Genomic DNA, 23039 nt, shown 5'->3' with positions numbered 1-23039 from the left:
GAAAGGAAAACCGCCGCCTTTGCGTCAAGATGCAGCCGACGGCCTGAGCCCCACTCTTGACCGGCAGGCAGGAGGCGCGCACATCGCGGCTCATGAGCATCAAACCGATCCACATCATTGGCGGCGGCATGGCAGGCTCCGAAGCCGCCTGGCAGGCGGCTGAAATGGGCGTGCCCGTCATCCTTCACGAGATGCGTGGCGTGCGCGGCACCGAAGCCCACCAGACCGACAAGCTGGCCGAGCTCGTCTGCTCGAACTCCTTCCGGTCCGACGATCACACCTCCAACGCCGTCGGCGTCCTGCATGAGGAAATGCGCCGCGCGAACGGGCTGATCATCACCAAGGGCGGCAAGCACCAGGTACCGGCCGGCAGCGCACTCGCGGTGGATCGCGAAGGCTTTTCGGAAGATGTGACGGCGACGCTGGAAGCCCATCCGAACGTGACCATCGTGCGCGAAGAGATCGATGGCATTCCGCCCGAAGAGTGGGACAGCGTTATCATCGCCACTGGCCCACTCACCTCGATGAAGCTCGCCGACGCCATCCGTGCGCACACGGGCGAAGAGGATCTCGCCTTTTTCGATGCCATTGCGCCGATCGTCTATTTCGACTCCATCAACATGGAAAAGGCCTGGCGTCAGAGCCGCTATGACAAGCCTGGTCCGCATGGCGAGAAAGCCGCCTATATCAACTGCGCCCTGGATGAAGACCAGTACAACGCCTTCATCGATGCGCTGATTGCCGGCGAGAAGACCGAGTTCAAGGACTGGGAAAAGGACACGCCTTATTTCGAGGGCTGCCTGCCCATCGAAGTCATGGCCGAACGCGGGCGCGAGACGCTGCGCTTCGGGCCGATGAAGCCGGTTGGCCTGACCAATCCGCACAATCCCGATGTGAAGGCTCATGCCATTGTACAGCTGCGCCAGGACAATGCGCTTGGCACGCTGTGGAACATGGTCGGCTTCCAGACCAAGCTGAAATATGGTGCGCAGGCTGACATCTTCCGGATGATCCCGGGGCTGGAGAACGCGCAGTTCGCCCGGCTTGGCGGGATTCACAGGAACACCTTCCTCAATTCGCCCAAGCTGCTCGATAATCAGCTGCGCATGAAATCCATGCCGCGCCTGCGCTTTGCCGGACAGGTGACGGGCGTTGAAGGCTATATCGAAAGCGCGGCGATGGGGCTCTTGGCAGGCCGGTTCGCCGCCGCCGAACGCCTCGGCCAGACGCTCACCGCGCCGCCGGCGACCACCGCGCTCGGGGCCCTGATCGGCCACATCACGGGCGGGCATCTGGAAGGCAAGCAGAGCTTCCAGCCGATGAACATCAATTTCGGCCTCTTCCCCGACCCTGAACCCGGCACGGTTCCGACCAAGGACGAGGAAGGCAAACGCATTCGCGGCAAGGCCAAGGGCCGCGCCAAGAAGGGTGTTCAGGCCGCGCGGGCACTCGTCGATATCGATGCCTGGCTCGCCGGGCAGGCAGAGACTGTCGCGGCGGAGTAGCTAGGCCGGCTTGTTCTTTAGCAAGGTATAGATCGGGTCATCAGGCGCGCGACCGCCAATCGGTTTCATCGGGCCGAAGCGCTCTTCCTCCGTGCCCGGCGGCACGTCCATCTCTTCCACCCAGTCAAAGACGACAAGCCTGTCCTGTATCCGCCATTCGCCGTCGCGCTCCGTGAACCAGTCAAGATAACGGCCTTTCATGTCGAGCTTCTGGAGTTTTCGCTCTGGCCCCATCTGGCGCTGGAAGGCGGAGAAATAGCTCTCCACAACCGCCCCGCCGGCGCGAAACTCGATCAACACATTGTGGATCTGGTGAATGCCACGCTCGATATAGGGAAGCGTCTTCATCGCCCAGTCGACGAAGCCCGCCGCGCTACCCTGATACGGACCATGATTGTCGGTCCCGTCCGGCCAGTAGGCCGAGCGGAGCATCTCCTCATCGGCCCGGTCGATGCCCCGGCAATAGCGGTAAAGGCAGTCGCGGATCGCCTCCCTGTCTAGAAGCGCCTTCATCTTTTCATCCTGCATTTGAGGTTTATCCGAGCTTCTCTTTCGTCCGGGCGAGCCATTGGCCGATATTGGCGAACTCCTCATGCGGCTTCCACTTCATGACGCCAGCAAAGCCGGTGAAACAGTAGAGCGTGATGTCGGCGATGGAGAAGCGCCCGGCAGCGAGAAAATCATTGTCTGCGAGATGCGTGTCGATCTTCTTCGCCATGGCCCGGGCACTCTTCTCGGCTTTCTCGCCCACCTCAGGCAGTTGCGGCACTTCCAGCGGCGCCATGGCCGGATGGGTGTTGCGGAACCAGGTCGCGAATTGAAGGAAGAGCATAAGCTCCACACGCCGGTCCCACATCTCGATCAGCGCCTTCTCCTTCGGGTCGGCCCCCATCAGGTTGGGCTCCGGGAAGATGCCTTCGAAATAGGTGCAGATGGCACGGCTCTCTGTGATCGTCGTTCCGTCATCGAGCACCAAGGCGGGGACCTGCTGAAACGGCGAGACCGCGCGATAGTCGGGTGTCTTGTGCTCCTGCTTCATGATCGAGAGTTCCTCGATCTCGACGGCTTCGAGCTTGCCTTTCGCCTTGAGGAAATTGGTCACGCGCTCCGGGTTGGGCGCCTGCGGGCTGTGATAGAGCTTCATGGGGACCTCCTGTTTGCCAGCGTGTCTAACGCAGACGCCGCATCAGGCGAAGCCTGACGTTGCGTCGCCCGTTCCGACGAACCAGACGGCCAATATGAGCCCCAATCAGTTGAACCGTTTTCTGATCCCGAAGGTCGCGTTCAGCGGTTCGCCCGGGAAATAGCGGTTGGCCCCGAAGGCAAGGTCGGCGCGGTCGGCATAGTTGAGATCGAACAGGTTGCGCACGATCACGAAAGCTTCGAGGTCTTCGCTGAACGCATAGGAGGCGCGGGCCTGCGTGGAGGTATGCCCCGGATAGGTCTGCGTATTGCCGGGATCGGTGTAGTATTCGCCGATATATTCCGCCGACAGGCTCGCCTCGAAGGCTTCCGTCGGGCGCCATGTCAGACGGAGATCACCAAGCCAGTTCGGCGCGGTGTCGACTTCATTGCCTGAGCGGATGACCTCGGACCCGGACGCGACGACCCGGTCGAACGTATAGGTGTGCTCGGCATAGCTCGCCGTACCGGACAGCGTGAAGAGCCCGTCGCCGAGCAGATCCCATGCGGCATTCGCCTCGATGCCCTGATGCTTTGTCGAGCCGTCCGTGACGTTCAGGCCGTCGGAATCGCGGAAGAAGAAATTCTCCTTCTCGGCATAATAGGCGGCCACATCGAAAACGAGCCGGCCATCAAGCCCCGATCCGCGAGCCCCCGCCTCAATGCTGTCCATCGTCTCGACGTCTGCCTCGGCAATGCCTTGCTGGGATTGTAGCCGATAGAGATCGGACGCCTGCGGGGCGCGTTCACCGCGGGCATAGTTCACATAATAGCTGACCGAGCTTCCCTGCGGCGTCCAGATCGCGCCGAGCTTTGGCGTCAGCAGGTCGAAGCTGTCTTCGCGATCGTCCGGCACCTTGAAGCGTCCATTCACGCCAGCCGGCACATCGGTCTCATAGTCATAATCGTGTGTCTCGCCGCGCAGGCCGGCCAGGACCATCACCGTCTCGGACACCGCCCATTCCGCTTCGGTCCAGAGACCGAGCATGGTGGTGTCGACGTCATAGTCGTAATGGACGCCGACGGGGAAACGGTCATCCCCCGGGAAGAAGCCAAAAGGCTCAAGCTGAGTTTCCTTGAGCCAGCCAGAGGCGAGATCGACATCGGCGCCGATGCGCCAGGTCAGGCGATCAGAGGCTTCGACTTCGTATTTCGACTGGAAGCCGACCGCGTCATGGCCGTTTTCTTCCACCCCGCCATTCGGTAGGAAGTGCTGCGCGAACGCCATCTCCTGCCAGCGATAATAGGGTGTCAGGGTGAGTTCGCCGGGCCCCAATTCGCGTGAGAGGCGAACCGCGCCCATGGCCCATTGTGCATCACGATAGGCTTCCGGGTTCGGATTGCTCTTGGCGGTGTCGTCATCACGATAGGCGTTATAGCCCTCGATGAAGCCAGCCGTCTCCTGGTTGAGGTTCGAGAAGGTGATCCAGGCAAGCCCCTCCCAGCCGGCGGCTTCGAAGGCGTACTGGCCGGAGATTTTCTGTTGCTCCACTCCGGTATTGTCGCGCCAGCCGGCATCATCCTGCAGCGAGAGAGAGAGCCGCGCCGTATCATCGAGATTGCCGGTGAGGTCGGCCTTGTAGCGGTTGAGTGTCGAACCGGAAATTCGCGTATCAAGATAGTCGTCCGGTGTCGGCTCCCCGAGGATGACATTGATCAGGCCATGTACCGCGTTCGAGCCGTATTTGGCCGAGCCCGGTCCGCGGACGACCTCGATCGCGTCGGCCACTTCGTGATGGATCTCGAAGAGCGAGTTCACATTGCCAAACGCCGGGGACCGGGTCGGCACGCCGTTCTCGAGAATCAGGAAGCTCCCCTGCCCGGCCCCGCCTGTGAGGACCGGCGAGCGCAGCGCGATCAGGTGCTCCTGACCGGAATTCATCTGGATGTTCACGCCCGGCAGCTCATTCAGGATCTGCGCCGGATGGTCGGCATCGATCTCGTCGATCGTGTCCGCGCCCAGCGTCGCGACACTGCCTGGCTGTTCATTGGTCCGGTCGCCATAGACCGTGACGGGCAACAGACGTTCTACCCCATCGGGGCTTTGCGCGGTGGCGGCGCCAGCGACAAGACTGGCAAGGCTGGCTGTTGTCGCAAGCAGAGTGCGGAGCGGCATGGCAATATCCAGAAAACAGAGGAGAGGAATCCCCGGTTTTCTAGGGGTTTCGCCGTGGCCTGACGAGTCCCCTCTCTGCGTCAGCCTGTAGCGCCCAGGAAGAGCTGGACCGGTAAAGCCCCCACGACCGCGCCGGACAGGCAGGTCGCGAGCGTCCCGGCGATCAGCGTTTTCCAGGCGAGTTCCAGAAAGGTTTCTCGCCTCTCGGGGGAAATGATGTTCAGCCCGCCGATCAGGATGCCGATGGAGCCGAAATTCGCAAAGCCGCAGATGGCGTGAGCGGTGATAATGCGCGTGCGCGGATCCATCGCTTCGGGCGGGACGTCGCCAAGCTCGATGAAGGCGACGAATTCGGTGAGAACCGTCTTGATACCCATGAGCGAGCCCGACAGCGACGCCTCCTGCCAGGGCACGCCGATCATGTACATCAGCGGCGCGAAGATCCAGCCGAGGATGCGCTGGATGGAGAGCGGCTCGCCCGCGACATCCGGAAAGGCCCCGAGCCCGGCATTGGCGAGCCAGAGCAGCGCCAGCGCCGCGATCAGCATGGTCGCGATATTGAGCACGATCTGGAGCCCGTCGGCGGCCCCCGTCGCGAAGGCATCCATGGTGGAATTGTATTCGAAATCAGGCTCGTGCGCGCGTTCTCTCTCGTCCACCGTTTCCGGGATCATGGTCAACGCCATGGCCACGGCGGCCGGCGCGGCGATGATCGAGGCCGTCAGAAGCTGGGCCAGCGGGTTGGCCATCACGCCCTCGAGGAAGGTCGTGTAGATCACCAGCACCGAGCCCGCGATGGTGGCAAAGCCTGCCGTCATCAGGATGAAGATTTCAGAGCGCGTCATGCCCCGGATGTACGGCTTGATCAGAACCGGCGCCTCGGTCATGCCCATGAAGACATTGGCCGAGACGGCCAGCGACGTCGCCCCGCCCAGCCCCATGGCCTTGCGGAAGACGAAAGCGAACCCCTTGGTCACCCAGCGCAGGATGTGCCAGTGCCAGAGAATGGCCGAAAGCGCGGCGACAACAATCACGACCGGCAGGATCTGGAAGAAGAAGAGCGGCGGGGCCTCGCCCGTCATAATCTCGCTGGCGGCCTGATTGTCCCCGACATAGCCGAAGACGAAGCTGGTGCCGTTCCGGGTGGCTTCCTGCAGGCCATCGACGATGACGTTCGCCTTGAACAGCATGTTGCGCACCGGCGGGATGCCAAACAGCAGAAGCGCAAACCCGAACTGGATGGCCACAGCGCCCAGAACGATCCGCCAAGGGAAACTCTGCTTGCGCTCGGACAGGATCCAGCCAATGCCGAAAATCAGCGCGATGCCGATCAGTGCGCGCGCATTGTCCCAGCCCCATTCCATGCCCATCTCCTCATATCACGGATGTATCAGCCTTAGCCTGCGATCCTGCATGGCTCTACCCCGAACTTCATGGGCCACTGCGCCATGGAACGCAGTGGGGTGCTATCCGTTGGTTGAGTGAACCATGTCTGAAAGGAGCGACAACATGAAACAGAAGTCCTTTGTCCCGCTAAGAGAACAGACGGTTGTCATGGAGCTGCGCCCGGTCACGACCGACCAGGTCGACGCGGTCCAGAATTCCTCTGAAGCACTGGACGTTCGCATGGCAAAGCTGCGCGACCTTCGCCAGCAACATGCTGAATGGGCCAACCGCCAGAAGGAAACCGACGGACGCCCGCTGCTGCGCTATATCGACGACGGCATGATCCGTCTTCTGCGCCAAGGTGATCTGCAGAAGGTTGAAGCGGCCTGATCGTCCAAGCCGTTTGAAAAAGAAAAGCCGCCGGAGCTTTCCGGCGGCTTTTTATGTCCTGTGACGATCCGTCCTAACCCAGCTTGCAGACACAGATCTTGTTGCCATCCGGGTCACGGAAATAGGCGCCATAGAAGGTCGGCATACGATTGCCCGGCTCGCCTTCATCCTTTGCGCCAAGCGACAGCGCCTTCTTGTAAACGCGGTCCACGGTCTCGGTGTCCGGGCATGCCAGGGCCGGCATGACGCCATTGCCTGCCGTGGCAGGTTCCCCGTCATATGTCCCACCAATCGCCAGCATGGGCTGGTTCGGCCCGGCGGAGTAGAAATACAGACGGTCATTGTCGAAGACGCGTTTCGCGCCGAGTTCGCCCATCACTTCATCATAGAAGGCGAGCGCCTTTTGTGTGTCATTTGTTCCCAGGGTCAGATAAGCCAGCATGATCGGTTTCCTCCTTTTGCCTCACCTGCCATGCAGCACGGCCTGTGACGTCCGGCAAGCGCTGACCTTGCGCTAATGCTTGACGTTCACGTGAGCGGATGCTGCAAGGCTCACCAGCTGAATCCATTGTTTTTTGCGAGGAGAATACATCCATGTCCGATATCCGTTTTGATGGTCAGGTCGCCATTGTCACCGGTGCCGGCGGCGGGCTCGGCCGTTGCCACGCGCTTGAACTCGCCCGCCGTGGCGCAAAGGTCGTCGTCAACGACCTCGGCGCGTCCATGGACGGATCGGGCGGCAGCTCGGAAGCGGCCAACAATGTCGTCAAGGAAATCGAAGCGCTCGGCGGCGAAGCCATCGCCAACGGGTCGTCGGTCACCGACGATGCCGGCGTGAAGAAGATGATCGACGACGCCATGAACAAGTGGGGCCGTATCGACATCCTGATCGCCAATGCCGGCATCCTGCGCGACAAGTCCTTCGGCAAGATGACGATGGAAGACATCGAGCTTGTCGTCGACGTCCACCTGATGGGCTCGTTCAAGCCGATCAAGCAGGTCTGGGACATCATGAAGGAGCAGAATTACGGCCGCATCGTCGTGACGACCTCTTCCACCGGTCTCTACGGCAATTTCGGCCAGGCAAACTATGGCGCCGCCAAGCTCGGCCTCGTCGGCCTGATGAACACGCTGAAGATCGAGGGCGCCAAGAACAACATCAAGATCAACGCCGTCTGCCCGGTCGCCGCGACCCGCATGACCGAAGGCCTGATGTCACCGGAAGTGCTGGAACAGCTCAAGCCGGAATATGTCACGCCGGGCGTGATGAACCTCGTCAAGCAGGATGCCCCGACCGGCATGGTCCTGTCGGCGGGGGCCGGTGCCTTCTCCATGGCTGAAATCGTCGAAACCAATGGCGCCTATGTTGGCCAGGGCGACGAGCTGACGGCGGAAGCTGTCGAAGCCGCCTGGGACAAGATCACCGACAAGTCCGTGCAGACCCATTTCAACATGGGCGGCGAGCACGGCCAGAACATCTTTGCCCGCCTCGCCGAAGGCAAGCCGGCCTGATAGCCGGCCGGCACCCCGAAAACGGCCGGTTCTTTCTGGAAGACCTTGAAAAGACCGGCCGTTCATGGGCGTAATGTGCAGGAATCAAACAGGCGGGGGTCTGTCATGCGTCTTCTTATCTTGTCCTTGGTCCTTGGCATGCTGGCGGCTTGCCAGCCCGGCGATGAAACCGGGCCGGAATCGGCGTCCGAAGCGCCGGCTGAAGACAGCACGGCGACTGAAACGCCGGCCCCAACCGAAAAACCCGCTCCGGCGCCCGACGCCGAAGGCGCAACCTGCGGCGGCATTGCCGGCATTACCTGCCCGGCCGGTCTCTATTGCAAGCAGCCCGAGGGTCAGTGCCTCGAAATGGCTGATGGCACCGGCACCTGTGAGCCCGTTCCGGAAATCTGCACGCAGGAATATGCCCCGGTCTGCGGCTGTGACGGCCAGACCTATGGCAATGAGTGCGAGGCTGCCGCAGCTGGCGTCAGCGTCGCAGCGACCGGAGAATGTGGCGGCCAGGACGTCGAGTAGACGTCCAGGGCCTTTTCGCCAGAGCCACCCCTAAAGCGCGTCCGACTTCCCTGACCGCAACAGCGGCAAGGGTTCGAGGATCTGGAAATCCACCTCACGGCCGTTTGCCGTGACGCGGCGGATCACCTGGTCCTGGCCCGTCCGGTTGAACGGCGTGACCAGGACCCCATCCTTGGTGAGCTGCTCCAGAAGTTTCTCCGGGATGCCGGAGACCGCTCCGGTCAGCAGAATACGGTCGAAGGGCTTGTGCTCAGGCCAGCCATTCAGCCCGTCAGCATGCTTCAGCGTCACATTCTCGACCTTGAGTTCGAGCATCCGGGCGCGCGCTTCCGTGACGAGCTTCTGATAGCGGTCAATCGCCCACACATGCCGCCCGATCTGCGCGAGCAGCACCGCCATATAGCCGCTGCCCGAACCAATCAGCAGAACGCGGTCCTCCTTGCCCGGGGACATCTGCAGCGCGCCGAGTAGCTGCGCGACCACGACCGGCTTGGGGAGGATCTGCCCGCATGGGATCGGCAGGACCGTGTCTTCATAGGCAAGTTCGCTGAGGCCCGGATCGACAAAAACCGCCCGGTCGATCGTCTCCATCGCCGACAGGACGGCATCGTCACGTATCCCCTGCCGCCGCAGCAGCAGAATGAGCCGGGCGGCCCGGAAAGGATCGGCGATCAGGTCCGCCATGAGGCCTTCAGCTCCTCGAAAAAGCGGTTGTGGGTCAGGTCGATATGCAGCGGCGTCACCGAAATGCGCCCCTCATAGATGGCGCGGAGATCCGTGCCCTCGTCGGGTTTCGACAGCCGGCCGGTAAACCCAATCCAGAAATAGTCATTGCCGCGCAGGTCCTCGCGCCGCTCGGTATGGATGATGGATTCGTCGCGAAAGCCCTGGCGGGTGATCTCGATCCCGTCGACCTCATCCGGCTCACGGTCCGGAAAGTTGATGTTCATGACGACATCGTTCGGCCAGCCGCGCTCGATCAGCGGGCGAATGACCTTCGCGCCCCACTGCTTCGAGGTCTCCCAGGGCAGCGATCCGCGCTCGCGAAAGCTCTGCGCCTGGCTGAGCGCGATGGAGGGAATGCCCTGCTGCATGCCGAACATGGCGGCCGCCACCGTGCCGGAGAAGCTTGTATCCTCGGCGATGTTCTGGCCGCGATTGACGCCTGACAGGATCAAATCCGGCTTGGCATCCATCAGGTCCTGCAGGGCGAGCAGCACGCAATCCGACGGCGTGCCCATGACGGCCCAGCACTGCTCGCGCACCTTGCGGGTGCGCACCGGCTGGGTCAGCGTGATGGAGCGGGACTGGCCGGATTGTTCGACCTCCGGCGCCGCGATCCAGATATCGTCGGAAAGCTCGCGCGCGATGGTTTCGAGGACGGACAGCCCCGGCGCATGAATGCCGTCATCATTGGTCAGGAGAATCTTCATCCGATCACCTCCAGGCCGCCCATATAGGGTTGCAGCACTTTCGGCACGGCGATGGTGCCGTCTTCCTGCTGGTAGTTCTCCAGCACGGCGACCAGCGTGCGCCCGACCGCGAGGCCGGAGCCATTCAGCGTGTGGACGAATTCAGGCCGCGGCTTCGGATTGTCTTCGCTTGGCGCCGGGCGCCAGCGCGCATTCATGCGCCGGGCCTGGAAGTCGCCGCAATAGGAGCACGAACTGATCTCGCGATAGGTGTCCTGGCTCGGCAGCCAGACTTCGAGGTCATAGGTCTTGCGCGCGCCGAAGCCCATGTCGCCGGTACAGAGCAGCATGCGCCGGTATGGCAGCTCGAGGCGCTCGAGGATTGTCTCCGCACAGCGCGTCATGCGCTCCAGCTCGTCCAGCCCCTCGGCCTCGTCGCGGACGATGGAGACGAGCTCGACCTTGTTGAACTGGTGCAGCCGGATCATGCCCTTCGTGTCGCGGCCCGCACTGCCGGCTTCGGAGCGGAAGCACGGCGTGTGTGCGGTCATCCGGCGCGGCAGGGTGTCGGCTTCGAGGATGCTCTCGCGGACACTGTTTGTCAGCGGAACTTCGGCGGTGGGGATAAGCCAGTGACTTGTAAGCTTTGAAACTACCCAATCCGCGATACCGAGCGCTTCCATTTTCATCATTTGCTCAATTTCGCCAACCAGCTCATTTTTCCGGTCTGCAGTGAGTCCTTCGACCATCCCCTTTAACTGTCGGGTAGCAGGATGATCAAATTTGCCATTGAGCGCGGCCAAGAAAAGGTTCATCCCGCCCTGAACATCGCGGAAGAACTCAGCGAGTGACCCTTCAGTGGCGGGCACTTTAAACAAATCTTCCTCAAACTTCGGCAGCTGCCCCGTGCCAACCAGCGCTTCATCACGCACCAGAAGTGGCGGGCTCGTCTCTTCGTAGCCATGCTCACCGGTCTGCACGTCCAGCATGTAGCTCGCGAGCGCCCGTTCCAGCCGGGACAGTTGTCCCCGCAGCAGGACGAAGCGCGAGCCGGACATCTTGGCCGCCGTCTCGAAGTCCATAAGCCCAAGCGCCTCACCAAGATCGGCATGATCCTTCGCCGCGAAACCGAGCGCGGTGGGCGTGCCCTCCGTCTTCTGCTCGACATTGCCCTCTTCATCCTCACCTTCCGGCACGTCGGCCATGGGCAGGTTCGGCAGGCCGAGCAGGATCTCGTCCAGGGCCGCGCGGGCCGCCGCTTCCTGCTCGCCGGCCGCCTCGATCGTCTCCTTCGCTTCAGCCACGACTGCGCGCAGGCGTTCGAATTCCGCCTCGTCGCCCTTTGCCTTGGCCTGGCCGATCAGCTTGGAGTTCGAATTGCGCGCGCTCTCGGCTTCCTGCTTGTCGGTGACGGCCTTTCTCAGCGCCGCATCATGGGCGAGGATATCGTCCACCTTGTCGCCCAGCCCGGCCGCCCGCCTGTTCCAGGCGGCACGGAACTCCTCAGGATTGTCGCGGATCGCGCGAATATCGAACATGCTTGTCTGACCCTATCGAAACTCGAAGCTGCAAGCCCCTCTAGAGCAATTGGCGCAGGAGCGGAACCGGTGAGATGAGGCTATTCTAGTCCTCAGCCTCACGCTCGGCTTCTTCCTCGGCGGCCTTCTTCTCCATCATCGCGACACAGGCAATGCTGATCTCGTAGAGGCCATAGACCGGCACGGCGAGCATGATCTGAGAGATCATGTCCGGCGGGGTGAAGAAGGCGGACGAGACGAGGATCGCCACAATGGCGTATTTCCGACCCGTGCGCAGCGTATCCGCGCCGATGATCCCGGCCCTGCCCATCAGGCTGAGCACGACCGGCAGCTGGAAGGACAGCCCGAACGCCAGCATCAGCGCCATGACCAGGGAGAGATACTCCGACACCTTGATCTGCGGCGTGATCGCGGCAATGCCGTCACCGCCCATCTGCTCAAACGACAGCGCAAAGCGCGAGATCAGCGGCAGCATAACGAAATAGACGAACACCGCCCCGATCACGAACAGGACGGGTGCCGCGATCAGGAAGGGCAATGCCGCGCCCCGCTCGCGCTTGTAGAGGCCAGGCGCAATGAAGGAATAGAGCTGCCAGCCAATGATCGGAAACGCGACGAAGATCCCGGCAAACAGCGCGAGCTTCAGCTGCACGAAGAAGACTTCCAGCGGCGCGGTATAGATCAGCTCGAAGGTCGCATCCTGACGCTCCAGCTCAGCCACGGCGACAAGCGGCCCGAGCAGGACATTGTAGAGCGGGCGGGCAATGAAGAAGCAGCCAATGCTCGCAAGGGCCAGCGCGAGAATCGACCAGATGAGCCGCGAGCGCAGCTCGATCAGATGGTCGAGCAACGGCGCACGCGAGGCTTCCATCTCCGCATCGTCGGTGATGTCCGGGCGCTCATCGGCGCGCATATCCTTGCTCATGAAGACTGCGCCTTCTTCTCGGGCGTCGTGTCAGAGCCGCTTTCGGTCTCCGGCGCATCCCCGGAAGCGGCCGGCTTTTCAGCGGGCGGCGGCGTGTCCGTGTTTTCCGAAGGTGTCTCATGATCCGGCACCGCTCCGGGCCCGCCCTGCGGCCCCGTCTCCGGCATCGGATTTTCCATCATGACCTTGCGGTTGATGTCGGATTCAGTCTTCTTGAGGTCATCGACGGCTTGGCTCAGCGCATTGTCGCGGCGCAAATCCTCGATTTCCTTGCGCAGCTCATCCAGCTCCGCCTGACGGGCAATGTCGTCGAAAGCCGACTGGAACTCGCGCGCCATCGCCTTGCCGCGTGACACGAACTGCCCAAGCTTGCGCATCATCATGGGCAGGTCCTTCGGACCGACCACGATCAGCGCAATAATTGCGACAACCAGGAATTCCGTGAATCCGAATTGAGGAAGCATGGATCAGCCGCCTTCCTCGGGGCCTAGCTCGACGATTTCGTCTTGTCCTTTTCAGGGGTGACGTTGACCATCTTGTCGTCGTCGAGCTGTTTGTTCGAGGACTGGGTCTTGTCTTTGTCCTTGCCCTCTTCCTCGTCATCATCATTGAGACCCTGGCGGAAGGAGCGGACCCCTTTTGCCATGTCGCCCATGATCGAGGAGATCCGGCCACGGCCGCCAAACAATAGCAGTGCCACGACAAGGACGATGAGAAGCTGCATCCAGCTGGGGGCCATGAGTATACTCCGGTCAGACTAGGCTAAAATAGCGCCGTGAGGCGCCCGGCTCAATGGGAGCGCCTGTAGATCGCCTAGTCCGCCTCATCCTCGCTGTCCATGAAATCTGTCATGAATGCGGCGTTTTCGTCCTCATCTGCATGACTTGTAGGCGCGTCTAGATCACGCAGCGGCAATTCCATTTCGCTCGGATCGAAGTCATCCGGCACAACATCCGACAGCAGGCCGCCGGCTTCGAGCTCGGCCCGGCCCGGCAGAAGCTCAAGGCTCTCCAGCCCGAAATGCTCAAGGAAGGTGTCGGTCGTGCCATAGGTGACCGGCCGGCCCGGCGTCTTGCGCCGGCCCTTGATGCGCACCCATTCGGCTTCCATCAGCTGGTCGATCGTCCCCTTGGAGACGGCGACACCGCGCACGGCCTCGATCTCGGCACGCGTCACAGGCTGGCCATAGGCAATGATGGCGAGCGTCTCGAGCGCGGCCTGGGAAAGTTTCTTCTGCTCGTGACGTTCCTCGACGAAGAGATAGGAGAGGTCTTCGGCTGTCTGGAAGCGCCACTTGCCGGCGACCTCGACGAGGTTCACGCCGCGATGGGAATAAGCCGCCTTGAGCGACATGAGGACCTGAGCGGCATCGGCCTCCTGCGGCAGGGCTTCGGCAATCTGATCGGCCGACAGCGGCTCGCCGGCCGCAAACAGGATGGCTTCGGCCCGGCGCAGTGCCTCGGCACTGGCATCGACATCGCCATCGGCGGTTTCCGAAAGCGTCTCGGCGGAGCGGCGATAGGCAAAGGAGAGCTGGCGCACGGCCTTGCGGATATCGTCGGGCGCGTCGTCTTCTTCGTCGTTCTTCATCTGGGGTATTGCGTTCATGCGTGGAGCCCTCCCCTGTCTTCCCGACTGCCGCGCAGATAGAGCGGCGAAAAATGCTGGTCCTGACGCAGCTCAACGTCACCGTCGCGGGCAAGTTCGAGCGCAGCTGAAAACACACTGGCCGTGACCGAGCGCGGCGGCACATCGCCGGCAATATCGCGCATCTTTTCACCAATGACATCGAGGCTTGCCCAGTCATCGATCATCTTCGACAGCGATTTGAGCGAGTCGCGGGCATGTTCGAGCGGCAGAACGTACTGATGCTCGATCCTGTGTGGTGCGGCCTCTTCCCGGCGCTGGCGGATGCCGCCAAAGGCCTGCATCAGGTGCCAGAGGGTTGTGTCGTATTCAGTCTGCTTGACGACCCGCGGCTTTTCCGGATCGCCCCGGACAAACACATCCTGGCCGAGCTGGGCCAGATCCATGAGCTGGTCGCCAGCCTCACGCATCGCGTCGAGCCGTTTCAGGCGGAAGGCCAGACGCGCCGCCATCTGCTCGCCATCGACCTCATCGGCCTCCGCCTTCTCCGGCTTCGGCAACAGCAGGCGCGACTTCATGAATGCCAGCCAGGCGGCCATCAGCAGATAGTCGGCCGCAAGGTCTATGCGCTTCTGGCGCGCATCCTCGATGAAGCCCAGATACTGGTTTGCCAGTTCCAGCATGGAGACCTTGAGCAGGTCGACCTTCTGCTTGCGGGCCAGATCGAGCAGCAGATGGAGCGGGCCTTCATAGCCATCCACATCGACCGAGAACATGTCCTCGGTGTCGATGTCCTCGTCGCGTTCGATGAGGTCGTTGGAGACAAGTTCAAGGCTCATGCGTGAGTGGCCCCCACATCAGGGATCAGCGCCCTGAACTCTACCCAACCGGCCTCGGCATCAAAGGCGATTGCGCGTTTGGAGGCCTCTTCGGCCGCTTCCGCACGCTCAAGCGCCTTGTCGTCGAGCATTGGCGCGGCTTCGGCCACTTCCGTCATTTCGGCCAAAATGGCATCGGGCTCGGTCAGGAAACCGGAGCAATGCAGCAGCACATCGCAGCCCGCCGCGATCGAGGCGTGGGCACGGTCTGTCAGAGAGCCCCCCAGGGCCTTCATGCCGAGATCATCCGTCATCAGAAGACCATCAAACCCGATTCGGCATCGAATGACTTCCTGAATCATCTTGTGGGAAACTGTGGCCGCCTTGCCGGCGTCGAAATGGTCATAGGCAATATGGGCCGTCATCGCCATCGGCGCATCGGCCACATGGGCAAAGGCGGCAAAGTCCGAGGCGAGTTCACTCTCGTCCGCCGTTACCCGCGGCAGCTCCATATGGCTGTCGGCCATGGAGCGGCCATGACCGGGGATGTGCTTGATCACACCGGCGACACCGCCATCCTCCAGCCCCTTGAGGGCGGCCTTTGCCAGCGCGCCCACCTTGTCGGGATCGACGCCGAAAGCCCGGTCGCCGATGACATCATGGGCCCCTGGCTGCGGCAGGTCGCATACCGGCGCGCAATCGGCATGAAGCCCCATGGCCGCCAGCTCATGCGCCATCAGCCGGTGGCCGAGCCAGACGGCCTGCAGCCCCTTTTCCGGATCGGCGTCGTAAAGGTCTCCATAGACACGGCCAGCCGGAAAGAGCGGCCATTCCGGCGCCTTCAGGCGCGCGACCCGCCCGCCTTCCTGGTCGATGAAGACAAGAATTTCGCGGCCGACCGCGTCCCAGATATCCTCAACGAGCTGTGCGACCTGCTGCTTCGAGACACAGGAGCGCCCCATCAGGATCATGCCCCATGGCTTGTGATCGGCCAGAAGGGCCGCCTCCTCACGAAGCAGCTCCGCTCCGGAAACGCTAAGGATACAGGCCTTGTTCGTCATGCGGTATCGCGCACCACGATGCAGTCGCCGCCTTCAGCCTTGTAGGCATCGCAGAAGGTCGAGGCGGTGTCGCGCGAACCGAAGGCCCCGGCCCGCAGGCGGTAGAAGACGCCCTTGGCGCCCAGATCGGCCCGTTCGATGGACATGCTCGCTCCTCTGAAGATATCCGGATTCTTCCGCCGCGCCGTCTTCCAGGCATCGGCGGCGGCCGCTTCACTGCGAAGCGCTGATATCTGCACAACATACTGGCCACCCGGCGCAAACGCAAAGCGGGAGGCTGGTTCCGGTTGAGCGGCCGGTTCCTGCGCTGGAGCTTCACTCACGGAAGCTGTCTGAACGGGCTCGGCCGGCGCTTCGGTTTGTTCGGCCAGATCGGTGCGCGTGACCGGGGAAGCCGGCTTGCTGGTGTCTTGTGCTGCCGATTCGCCCACAGGCGGGGCTGGCGGCACATCCGGCGCCGTCTCACTGGCGGCGGCCTTGTCGCCAGACGTTCCCGGGCGCAAATCCTGCGGCGGGCCGCCCTGCAGAAAGCCCTGGCTTGCATCCGAGACCTTTGTGGGCTCAGGCCCTCGGCTGGTACCGTCGATCACGTCGTAGAGCCGACGGTCGAGATCGTCGATCTCGACGCCGCCGCGGTCATCCGGCACGCGCTTATAAGGCTGCGCCTCGGCGGTCACCATGGGCAGTGCGCCGTCCTGCGGACGTATCCCCTGCCGGTAGGTGTTCCAGACAACACCGGCAAAGACGATTAGCACTCCAATCGCCAGCGCGAGGATCAATGGGCCGCGCGCGGTCTCGTCATCACGGATCTCGAAGCCCCGGTATTCTTCCTCATAAGGCCCGACTTCATATTCACGGTTACGATTGCTCATTCTGGTCATCTGCCCCTGATGATGGTCGTTTTGGTTAAGATTAAGGGGCGCTTCGTTAACGCTGGCTGAATCGGTCTGGCGACAGACCGCGCTGAGATCAGATCATGCTTTCCAGATTGAAGACCTTGCGATGCAGGTCGATAGCATAATTGTCTGTCATTCCCGCAATGTAGTCGCAGACAAGCCGGGCCCGACGGTCCTGCGGGGCCTGCTCCGCGTCCTGACGCAGCGGCGGCGGCAGGATGTCCGGCTCTTCGAGGAACAGGTCGAACAGCTCCTTCAGCACGCGCTTGGCCTGGCTGCGCATGCGGTTGACCTTGTAGTGCTTATACATGCGCTCGAAGAGGAAGGCCCTCAGCGCACGCTGCTGACGGTCGAACTCATCGGAGAAGGCGACGAGCGGCTCCGGCAGGGCTCGCACTTCAGCCGCCGAACCCGGATTATGCTTTTCCACCCGCCTCAGCGTCTCATTGCAGAGATCGTCGATCCAGAAACCGATAAGGCGCCGGACCGCCTCATAAACGGTGCGCTGGGTGTCGAGGACGGGATACTCCTCGCGCACTGCGCGGAACACATCGCCGACCAGCGGAATGTCCAGCATGTCATCAATCGTGAACAGGCCGGCGGCGATCCCGTCATCGATGTCGTGATTGTTATAGGCAATATCGTCCGCCAGTGCGGCGATCTGGGCTTCCGGCCCGGCGAACTGGTCGAGCTCCAGCTTTTCAAGCGGCGGAAAGTCCCGGAAGGCGGCCGGCAGCGCGGCGACAGGTGTGTCCTTCGTCACCAGCGGGCCATTATGCTTCACCAGCCCCTCGAGCATCTCCCAGGTCAGGTTCAGCCCGTCAAAGGTCGGGTAGCGCTGCTCGAGCCGGGTCACAACGCGCAGGGTCTGCGCATTGTGGTCGAACCCCTCATAGCCTTCCATGCAGGCATCCAGCTGGTCCTCGCCGGCATGGCCGAAGGGCGGATGACCGAGATCGTGGGCCAGTGCCATGGCTTCGGCGAGATCCTCGTCCACGCCGAGACGGCGGGCGACCGAGCGGGCAATCTGGGAGACTTCCAGCGAATGCGTCAGCCGCGTGCGGTAATGATCGCCCTCATGGGCGACAAAAACCTGCGTCTTCTGCTTCAGACGCCGGAAGCCAGAGGAGTGGATGATCCGGTCGCGATCCCGCTGAAACGGCGTACGGGTCGCAGAATCCGGCTCATCGTGAAAGCGCCCGCGGGAATTTTCCCACAGCGTCGCAAACACTGATCTCTTTTCTGGAAGCACAGGCTTTCCTATCTTGTAAGCCATGAGCGACGTGACCCTTTCTCCTTCGGCTGCCAAGCGCATTAAGGCGATTCTGGCGAAACAGTCCGACAAAGACTTCCTTCGCGTCTCTGTTGAAGGTGGTGGCTGTTCGGGCTTTTCCTACAAGTTCGATCTCGAAGATACGAAGAATGACGACGACATTGTGGTCGAGCGCGACGGCGCGCAGGTCCTGATCGACGAGATGAGCCTGGAATTCATGCGCGGCTCGGAAATCGATTTCTCGACCGAGCTGATCGGCGCAGCCTTCACGATCAACAATCCGAACGCCACGGCGGCCTGCGGCTGCGGGACGAGCTTTTCGCTGTAGTCCAGCTTGTGCGGGCTGCGGCGCTCAGCTCAGGCCCGCCACAGGCTCTTCCCAGCCTATCCCCCTGACATTCCTCCACCGGATCTTGGAACGATACCGGAAGGGAGCAATTGATTCCTGCATCAAGCATCGCGGGACGCAGATTGCCTTTCGATGCTGAAGACATCTGATTTTCAGGAGGATATTTTATGACCCTTTCCAAATCCCTCATTCGCCAGACCACTGTTGCCGCAGCCGCCACAGCGGCGCTTTCCTTTGCCGGTCTCTCGGCAAACGCCGAAGGCAAGGACATGCAGGAAGACGCGACGCCGCTGAAGCATGAGGCCATGCAAACCCTGCAGCAGTGCCGCCAGATCGCCGAGTCCTGCTCCAAGCACGTTGACGACGCCGCGGGCGTTCTTGTCTTTCCGGAAGTCTGGAAAGCAGACCTGATCGTCGGCGGTGCCGGCGGTGATGGCGTTCTGTTCGTGGACGACAAGATCGAAGGTTATTACGATATCGGCAAGGCCTCGGTCGGCCTGCAGGCCGGGATCGACGAGTCCGCGATGGTTTATATCTTCCGCGACGAGGAGTCGCTCGACGAACTTCGTAACGGCCAGAAGTGGGAAGCCGGCGCGGCCGCTGGCGTCACGCTGGTCGATGAGAATGCCGACGCCATGGCAAGCACGGGTGACCCGCTCGTCTATGTGCTGGAAGCTGACGGGCTCAATGCGGAGCTGAATGTGAGCGCCCTGCGCATCTGGGAAGACACCGATGATGCAAGCTAAGAGGCTCACGGGGCTTCGGACTTCAGGAAAGGCGCCCTTCCCGGGCGCCTTTCTTTTTGGGCGGTTGCCGCCTAGCGCTTCGGCGTTTTCCAGTCGCTGCCGGCGTCACGCCGGCTGAGCCGCAGGGCCAGGCCGACGGTCACGCCCACCCCGATGGCCACGGTCAGGTCAACCAGTACCGTCAGAACGAGCGTCAGCAGGAGCAGGACGATGTCGCTCGCCCGGCCTCTGGCATATTCCTTCCACTTGTGCGGCTCGCTCATATTCCAGGCGGTCATGATCAGCAGCGCCGCGAGCGCCGGCATGGCGAGATAACCTGCCAGTGGCGCAGCAACCAGCATGATCAGGAGTATGACCAGCGCATGCACGAGGCCCGCCACCGGTGTCTTCCCGCCGGCACGGACATTGGTCGCCGTACGCGCAATCGCACCGGTTGCCGGCAAGCCGCCGAACAGCGAAGACGCGATATTCGCCGCGCCCTGGGCGGTCAGCTCCGCATTCGGGCGGTGATGCCCGCCGATCATCCGGTCGGCGACCATGGCCGAAAGCAATGATTCGACACCAGCCAGGAAGGCGATGGTGATGGCGGACGGGATGAGTTCGACAATCCGGTCCCAGCTGATCTCCGGCAGGTGCGGCACCGGCAGGTGGTTCGGCAGCGCCCCGAAGCGCGAGTAAAGCGTCTCGACCGGCCAGTGCAGCAGGGCAACCGCCGCCGATCCGATCCCGACCGCCACGATGAGACCGGGATATTTCGGCGCCGCGCGGCGCAGGACGATGATGAGGATGAGCGTTATCAGCGCAATCCCGAGCGCATGCGGGCTGAATGTCTCGCGCGCGCCCCAGAGCACAGGCAGCTTTTCAACAAAGTCGGCCGGGACCTCGCCCGGCGACAAGCCGAAGAAGTCGCTAAGCTGGCTCGTCGCAATGATGATTGCGATGCCGATCGTGAAGCCGTTGACGACCGCCTCCGGAATGAAGGCGATCAGGCGCCCTGCCCTGAAATAGCCCGCCACCAGAAGGATAAGGCCGGCCATCAGGGTTGCGAGCACCAGCCCGTCATAACCATGCTCGGCGATCACCGAGAAGACAACGACAATGAACGCCCCGGTCGGCCCGCCAATCTGTACGCGCGAGCCGCCAAGCAGCGAGATGAAGAAGCCGCCGACAATCGCGGTGACAATGCCCTGGGCAGGGTCGGCGCCGGAGGCAATCGCGATGGCCAGGCTGAGCGGCATTGCCACCATGGCAACCGTGATCCCGGCCATGAGGTCGGCCAGGAACTGGGCGCGGTCATACTCTCGGATCGTCGTCAGAATCTTCGGCGTGCGCATGGCCGGCCTCATAGCGCAGTCGCGCCATGTTGGCAGCAGGCCTTCTGTCGCATGGCCCGAATTGCCCTGCTCTTACCCGGTTGAACGGCTTTCAAAAGCCCCGGAGCGGCCACAATCACGCCTCAGACCCGGCGCAGCGTTCTGCTCCATGATGAGCAAACCGCCGCAAAACCCGACGAGGAGAGTGATGATGACCGGCATGGCGCTTTTCCCCCTGGCGACGGCCGAGACCGGCTGGCCTGTCTTTCCCGAGGCGACCCGCCTCATCGCCGCAGCCCGGCGCCAGATTGGCGTCACGGTCGATTATGATCCGGCCTATGTCTCGCTCGCCTATCCCGGCGGCGACGTCCCGCGCGAGACGGGCGTGTGCATCGATGTCGTGATCCGCGCCTATCGCGACGCCTTCGGTTTCGACTTCCAGAAAGCCATCCATGAGGACATGCGCACCAATTTCGGTGCCTATCCGAAAACCTGGGGCTTGCGCCGCCCCGACACGAATATCGACCATCGCCGCGTGCCCAATCTGGAAACCTGGCTCACCCGCAATGCCACCGAACTGCCGACCAATGACTGGGAACCGGGCGACCTCCTCACCTGCCTTGTCGATGAGAGCCTGCCTCACATCGCCATCATCTCCGACCGACAGTCCCCGTGGGGCGACCCGCTGGTGATCCACAATATCGGCCTCGGCGCGCGTGAGGAGCGCATCATCGGCCGCTTCGAGCTGGAACGGCGTTTCCGCTTCTATCCGGCAGGTGCTTGACGCCTGGCTCTTAGCGACATATCGTTTTTCGATGAACTCTCGATATGATTACCGGCCCGGCGACCGTGTCTCCGTGCGCTTTGGCGGCGTGCTTCGCCATTATGGCATCGTCAGCTGGGGTGGGCGTGTGATTTCGAACAATGGGCGCTATGGCGGGGTCGTCTCGCAATCGCTGAGCGACTTTGCCCGTGGCCGCGAGATCACCAATCACGGACCAGAGGCCGGCCATGACTATCTCGGCCCCTCACGGGCAACCCGGCGTCTCGGCCACGACTATCATCTTACCGGCTCGAACTGCGTGCACTTCGTCCGCCATGCCCAGGGGCGCAAGCCGACCGCGACGCAAGTCGCGCGCGGCACGTTCGAAGCGTTTCGGGATATGCTGGGCGGGCGCCGGCGCTAGCCCTGCCTTAATGCTTCCAGCCTTTTGGCGGCTGGCCATGCGCGCCGGTCTTCGACCACTGGGCCTCTTCGGCCTTGTTGCGGATCTGCAGGTTGAACAGGACGCCCTTGAACGGCGGCAGCAGGAAAAGCGCGAGCCCGATCATCATCGACAGCAGCATGATCCACAGCCCGATCTTCAGCCACAACCCAACCGGAACGACCGGCAGGATGAAGTAGAAGGGCGCAAACAGCACCATCACCAGAAAGCCGACAAAGAAGGCCGGGCCGTCGGCGGTGTCGGCCATGCGGAAATCCTGGCCGCAAACGGGGCACTCGTCATTGAATTTGAGATAGGCGCGGAAGAGCTTGCCCTTCTCGCAACGCGGGCATCTGAGCCTCAGGCCGGACTGGACGGGATGATCGAACATGTCCCATAGATGGCCCCAATTCCTGCGTTATGGAAGTGCGGCGGGGGCGCGCATCAGGCGCGCGGCGCCCCCGGTGTGATGTCAGCGTCAGGCCCCATGATCGTTTTCTTCCGCGCGATCAGGTTCAGCACCTCGACAAAGACCGAGAAGGCCATGGCCGCATAGATGTAGCCCTTGGGCACATGCACGCCGAATCCGTCGGCGATCAACACCATGCCAATCATCAGGAGGAAGGCGAGCGCCAGCATCACCACGGTCGGATTGCGGTTGATGAAGCGTGCCAGCGGCCCGGCGGCTGCCAGCATGGTCAGGACGGCGACAATGACGGCCACGACCATGATCGGCAGGTGATCGGTCATGCCGACCGCCGTCAGGATGGAATCGATCGAAAACACCATGTCGAGCAGGATGATCTGCACGATCGCGCTCGCAAAGCCGATCCCGGCCTTGCCGCCAGCGAAGACGGTCTGGCTCGGCTCCGGGTCGATATTGTGGTGGATCTCGGTCGTCGCCTTCCAGACGAGGAAGAGGCCGCCGGCGATGAGGATGATGTCCCGCCAGGAAAAGGCCGTCTCGAAGGTGACCTCGCCATGCGCACCGGGCGGGCCGGAGATGCCGAGATCGATCACCGTAGCGGTCAGCCCGACAAGCCAGGCGATCCCTGCCAACAGGACAAGCCGCAGAATCAGGGCGAGGCCGATGCCGATCCGCCTCGCGGCCGGGCGCTGATCTTCGGGCAACTTGTTGGTGAGGATAGAGATGAAGACGAGATTGTCGATGCCGAGCACGATCTCGAGCACGATCAGTGTCGCCAGCGCCGCCCAGGCCTCCGGCGCTGCGAAAACGGCGATGACATCGGCCATGAAATGCCCCTCTTCTCTTTTGTGCTCGGTAGAAATCCATAGCGCAGGGCACGGT

Annotated in this window: 27 protein-coding genes; 8 read left to right on the top strand and 19 right to left on the bottom strand. The window is 62.3% G+C overall.

Annotation, left to right across the window (positions count from 1 at the left end; genetic code table 11):
* The first annotated feature begins 92 nt into the window (after positions 1-92).
* Positions 93-1505, top strand: a complete 1413-nt coding sequence (gene trmFO, locus B8784_RS02165; protein ID WP_084395982.1) for a methylenetetrahydrofolate--tRNA-(uracil(54)-C(5))-methyltransferase (FADH(2)-oxidizing) TrmFO — start codon at positions 93-95, stop codon at positions 1503-1505.
* Here trmFO and B8784_RS02160 read toward each other — a convergent pair whose 3' ends face one another.
* From B8784_RS02160 to B8784_RS02145, 4 genes are all read right to left on the bottom strand, one after another.
* Positions 1506-2018 carry a nuclear transport factor 2 family protein gene (locus B8784_RS02160; protein ID WP_233355927.1) on the bottom strand — a complete coding sequence of 171 codons (513 nt, stop codon included), beginning with the start codon at positions 2016-2018 and terminating at the stop codon, positions 1506-1508.
* Between the two features lie 22 nt (positions 2019-2040).
* Positions 2041-2649 (bottom strand): glutathione S-transferase family protein, encoded by a 609-nt coding sequence (locus B8784_RS02155; RefSeq protein ID WP_084395980.1) that lies wholly within the window; start codon positions 2647-2649, stop codon positions 2041-2043.
* 105 nt (positions 2650-2754) lie between these two features.
* Positions 2755-4803, bottom strand: coding sequence for a TonB-dependent receptor (locus tag B8784_RS02150; RefSeq protein ID WP_084395979.1), 2049 nt, complete (start codon positions 4801-4803; stop codon positions 2755-2757).
* Positions 4804-4883: 80 nt separating this feature from the next.
* The gene (locus B8784_RS02145; protein WP_084396184.1) at positions 4884-6167 is read right to left on the bottom strand and encodes a NupC/NupG family nucleoside CNT transporter; all 1284 of its coding nucleotides are present in this window, start codon (positions 6165-6167) and stop codon (positions 4884-4886) included.
* 145 nt (positions 6168-6312) lie between these two features.
* Between B8784_RS02145 and B8784_RS02140 the strand changes: the two genes are divergently transcribed.
* Positions 6313-6579: a hypothetical protein gene (locus B8784_RS02140; protein ID WP_084395978.1), complete on the top strand. Its 267-nt coding sequence runs from the start codon at positions 6313-6315 to the stop codon at positions 6577-6579.
* A 73-nt stretch (positions 6580-6652) separates the two neighbouring features.
* Here B8784_RS02140 and B8784_RS02135 read toward each other — a convergent pair whose 3' ends face one another.
* Positions 6653-7021 carry a VOC family protein gene (locus tag B8784_RS02135; RefSeq protein ID WP_084395977.1) on the bottom strand — a complete coding sequence of 123 codons (369 nt, stop codon included), beginning with the start codon at positions 7019-7021 and terminating at the stop codon, positions 6653-6655.
* 152 nt (positions 7022-7173) lie between these two features.
* Between B8784_RS02135 and B8784_RS02130 the strand changes: the two genes are divergently transcribed.
* Together B8784_RS02130 and B8784_RS02125 are read left to right on the top strand one after the other, a co-directional pair.
* The gene (locus B8784_RS02130; protein ID WP_084395976.1) at positions 7174-8091 is read left to right on the top strand and encodes an SDR family NAD(P)-dependent oxidoreductase; all 918 of its coding nucleotides are present in this window, start codon (positions 7174-7176) and stop codon (positions 8089-8091) included.
* Between the two features lie 105 nt (positions 8092-8196).
* Positions 8197-8607, top strand: coding sequence for a Kazal-type serine protease inhibitor family protein (locus tag B8784_RS02125; protein WP_084395975.1), 411 nt, complete (start codon positions 8197-8199; stop codon positions 8605-8607).
* 30 nt (positions 8608-8637) lie between these two features.
* Here the strand turns inward: B8784_RS02125 and B8784_RS02120 are convergent, their stop codons facing one another.
* The 11 genes from B8784_RS02120 to B8784_RS02070 all read right to left on the bottom strand — a co-directional run bounded on the left by B8784_RS02120 (position 8638) and on the right by B8784_RS02070 (position 18120).
* On the bottom strand, positions 8638-9291 hold the full coding sequence (locus B8784_RS02120; RefSeq protein WP_084395974.1) for a protein-L-isoaspartate(D-aspartate) O-methyltransferase: 654 nt from the start codon (positions 9289-9291) through the stop codon (positions 8638-8640).
* A complete protein-coding gene (surE, locus tag B8784_RS02115) occupies positions 9279-10040 on the bottom strand; it encodes a 5'/3'-nucleotidase SurE (protein WP_084395973.1) in 762 nt (253 codons plus the stop codon). Before surE ends, B8784_RS02120 begins: the two co-directional genes overlap by 13 nt.
* The gene (serS, locus tag B8784_RS02110) at positions 10037-11557 is read right to left on the bottom strand and encodes a serine--tRNA ligase (RefSeq protein WP_084395972.1); all 1521 of its coding nucleotides are present in this window, start codon (positions 11555-11557) and stop codon (positions 10037-10039) included. Before serS ends, surE begins: the two co-directional genes overlap by 4 nt.
* Positions 11558-11642: 85 nt before the next feature.
* The gene (gene tatC, locus B8784_RS02105) at positions 11643-12482 is read right to left on the bottom strand and encodes a twin-arginine translocase subunit TatC (RefSeq protein ID WP_084395971.1); all 840 of its coding nucleotides are present in this window, start codon (positions 12480-12482) and stop codon (positions 11643-11645) included.
* Positions 12479-12946 carry a Sec-independent protein translocase protein TatB gene (gene tatB, locus B8784_RS02100; RefSeq protein WP_084395970.1) on the bottom strand — a complete coding sequence of 156 codons (468 nt, stop codon included), beginning with the start codon at positions 12944-12946 and terminating at the stop codon, positions 12479-12481. The genes tatC and tatB overlap by 4 nt, the downstream gene beginning before the upstream one ends.
* 23 nt (positions 12947-12969) lie before the next feature.
* Positions 12970-13221 (bottom strand): twin-arginine translocase TatA/TatE family subunit, encoded by a 252-nt coding sequence (tatA, locus tag B8784_RS02095; protein WP_084395969.1) that lies wholly within the window; start codon positions 13219-13221, stop codon positions 12970-12972.
* A 74-nt stretch (positions 13222-13295) separates the two neighbouring features.
* Positions 13296-14090 carry an SMC-Scp complex subunit ScpB gene (gene scpB, locus B8784_RS02090; RefSeq protein ID WP_084395968.1) on the bottom strand — a complete coding sequence of 265 codons (795 nt, stop codon included), beginning with the start codon at positions 14088-14090 and terminating at the stop codon, positions 13296-13298.
* Positions 14087-14908 (bottom strand): segregation and condensation protein A, encoded by an 822-nt coding sequence (locus B8784_RS02085; RefSeq protein ID WP_084395967.1) that lies wholly within the window; start codon positions 14906-14908, stop codon positions 14087-14089. The genes scpB and B8784_RS02085 overlap by 4 nt, the downstream gene beginning before the upstream one ends.
* Positions 14905-15948, bottom strand: coding sequence for a beta-N-acetylhexosaminidase (gene nagZ, locus B8784_RS02080; RefSeq protein ID WP_084395966.1), 1044 nt, complete (start codon positions 15946-15948; stop codon positions 14905-14907). The genes B8784_RS02085 and nagZ overlap by 4 nt, the downstream gene beginning before the upstream one ends.
* The gene (locus B8784_RS02075) at positions 15945-16820 is read right to left on the bottom strand and encodes an SPOR domain-containing protein (protein WP_158085546.1); all 876 of its coding nucleotides are present in this window, start codon (positions 16818-16820) and stop codon (positions 15945-15947) included. Before B8784_RS02075 ends, nagZ begins: the two co-directional genes overlap by 4 nt.
* Before the next feature lie 97 nt (positions 16821-16917).
* Positions 16918-18120: a deoxyguanosinetriphosphate triphosphohydrolase gene (locus B8784_RS02070; RefSeq protein ID WP_143435253.1), complete on the bottom strand. Its 1203-nt coding sequence runs from the start codon at positions 18118-18120 to the stop codon at positions 16918-16920.
* Here B8784_RS02070 and erpA point away from each other — a divergent pair.
* Together erpA and B8784_RS02060 are read left to right on the top strand one after the other, a co-directional pair.
* Positions 18119-18445: an iron-sulfur cluster insertion protein ErpA gene (gene erpA / locus B8784_RS02065; RefSeq protein WP_084395964.1), complete on the top strand. Its 327-nt coding sequence runs from the start codon at positions 18119-18121 to the stop codon at positions 18443-18445. The genes B8784_RS02070 and erpA overlap by 2 nt on opposite strands.
* A 188-nt stretch (positions 18446-18633) precedes the next feature.
* Positions 18634-19212 carry a lipid-binding SYLF domain-containing protein gene (locus B8784_RS02060; RefSeq protein WP_084395963.1) on the top strand — a complete coding sequence of 193 codons (579 nt, stop codon included), beginning with the start codon at positions 18634-18636 and terminating at the stop codon, positions 19210-19212.
* A 71-nt stretch (positions 19213-19283) separates the two neighbouring features.
* Here B8784_RS02060 and B8784_RS02055 read toward each other — a convergent pair whose 3' ends face one another.
* Positions 19284-20546: a SulP family inorganic anion transporter gene (locus B8784_RS02055; protein WP_084396182.1), complete on the bottom strand. Its 1263-nt coding sequence runs from the start codon at positions 20544-20546 to the stop codon at positions 19284-19286.
* A 151-nt stretch (positions 20547-20697) separates the two neighbouring features.
* Between B8784_RS02055 and B8784_RS02050 the strand changes: the two genes are divergently transcribed.
* The gene (locus B8784_RS02050) at positions 20698-21309 is read left to right on the top strand and encodes a DUF1287 domain-containing protein (RefSeq protein ID WP_407646460.1); all 612 of its coding nucleotides are present in this window, start codon (positions 20698-20700) and stop codon (positions 21307-21309) included.
* Positions 21310-21340: 31 nt separating this feature from the next.
* Positions 21341-21712 carry a C40 family peptidase gene (locus B8784_RS02045; protein ID WP_084395961.1) on the top strand — a complete coding sequence of 124 codons (372 nt, stop codon included), beginning with the start codon at positions 21341-21343 and terminating at the stop codon, positions 21710-21712.
* 7 nt (positions 21713-21719) lie between these two features.
* Here B8784_RS02045 and B8784_RS02040 read toward each other — a convergent pair whose 3' ends face one another.
* Together B8784_RS02040 and B8784_RS02035 are read right to left on the bottom strand one after the other, a co-directional pair.
* Positions 21720-22121 carry a DUF983 domain-containing protein gene (locus tag B8784_RS02040; RefSeq protein WP_084395960.1) on the bottom strand — a complete coding sequence of 134 codons (402 nt, stop codon included), beginning with the start codon at positions 22119-22121 and terminating at the stop codon, positions 21720-21722.
* Positions 22122-22174: 53 nt separating this feature from the next.
* Entirely contained in the window at positions 22175-22984 is an 810-nt protein-coding gene (locus B8784_RS02035) for a TerC family protein (RefSeq protein ID WP_084395959.1), read from the bottom strand.
* Positions 22985-23039 lie beyond the last annotated feature (55 nt).

It is taken from the genome of Henriciella aquimarina (genome assembly GCF_002088975.1).
In the GTDB taxonomy this organism is placed as follows: Bacteria; Pseudomonadota; Alphaproteobacteria; order Caulobacterales; family Hyphomonadaceae; genus Henriciella; species Henriciella aquimarina.
Note: the sequence above shows the minus strand (reverse complement) of the source record. Positions and strands in the feature narration are given on the sequence as shown.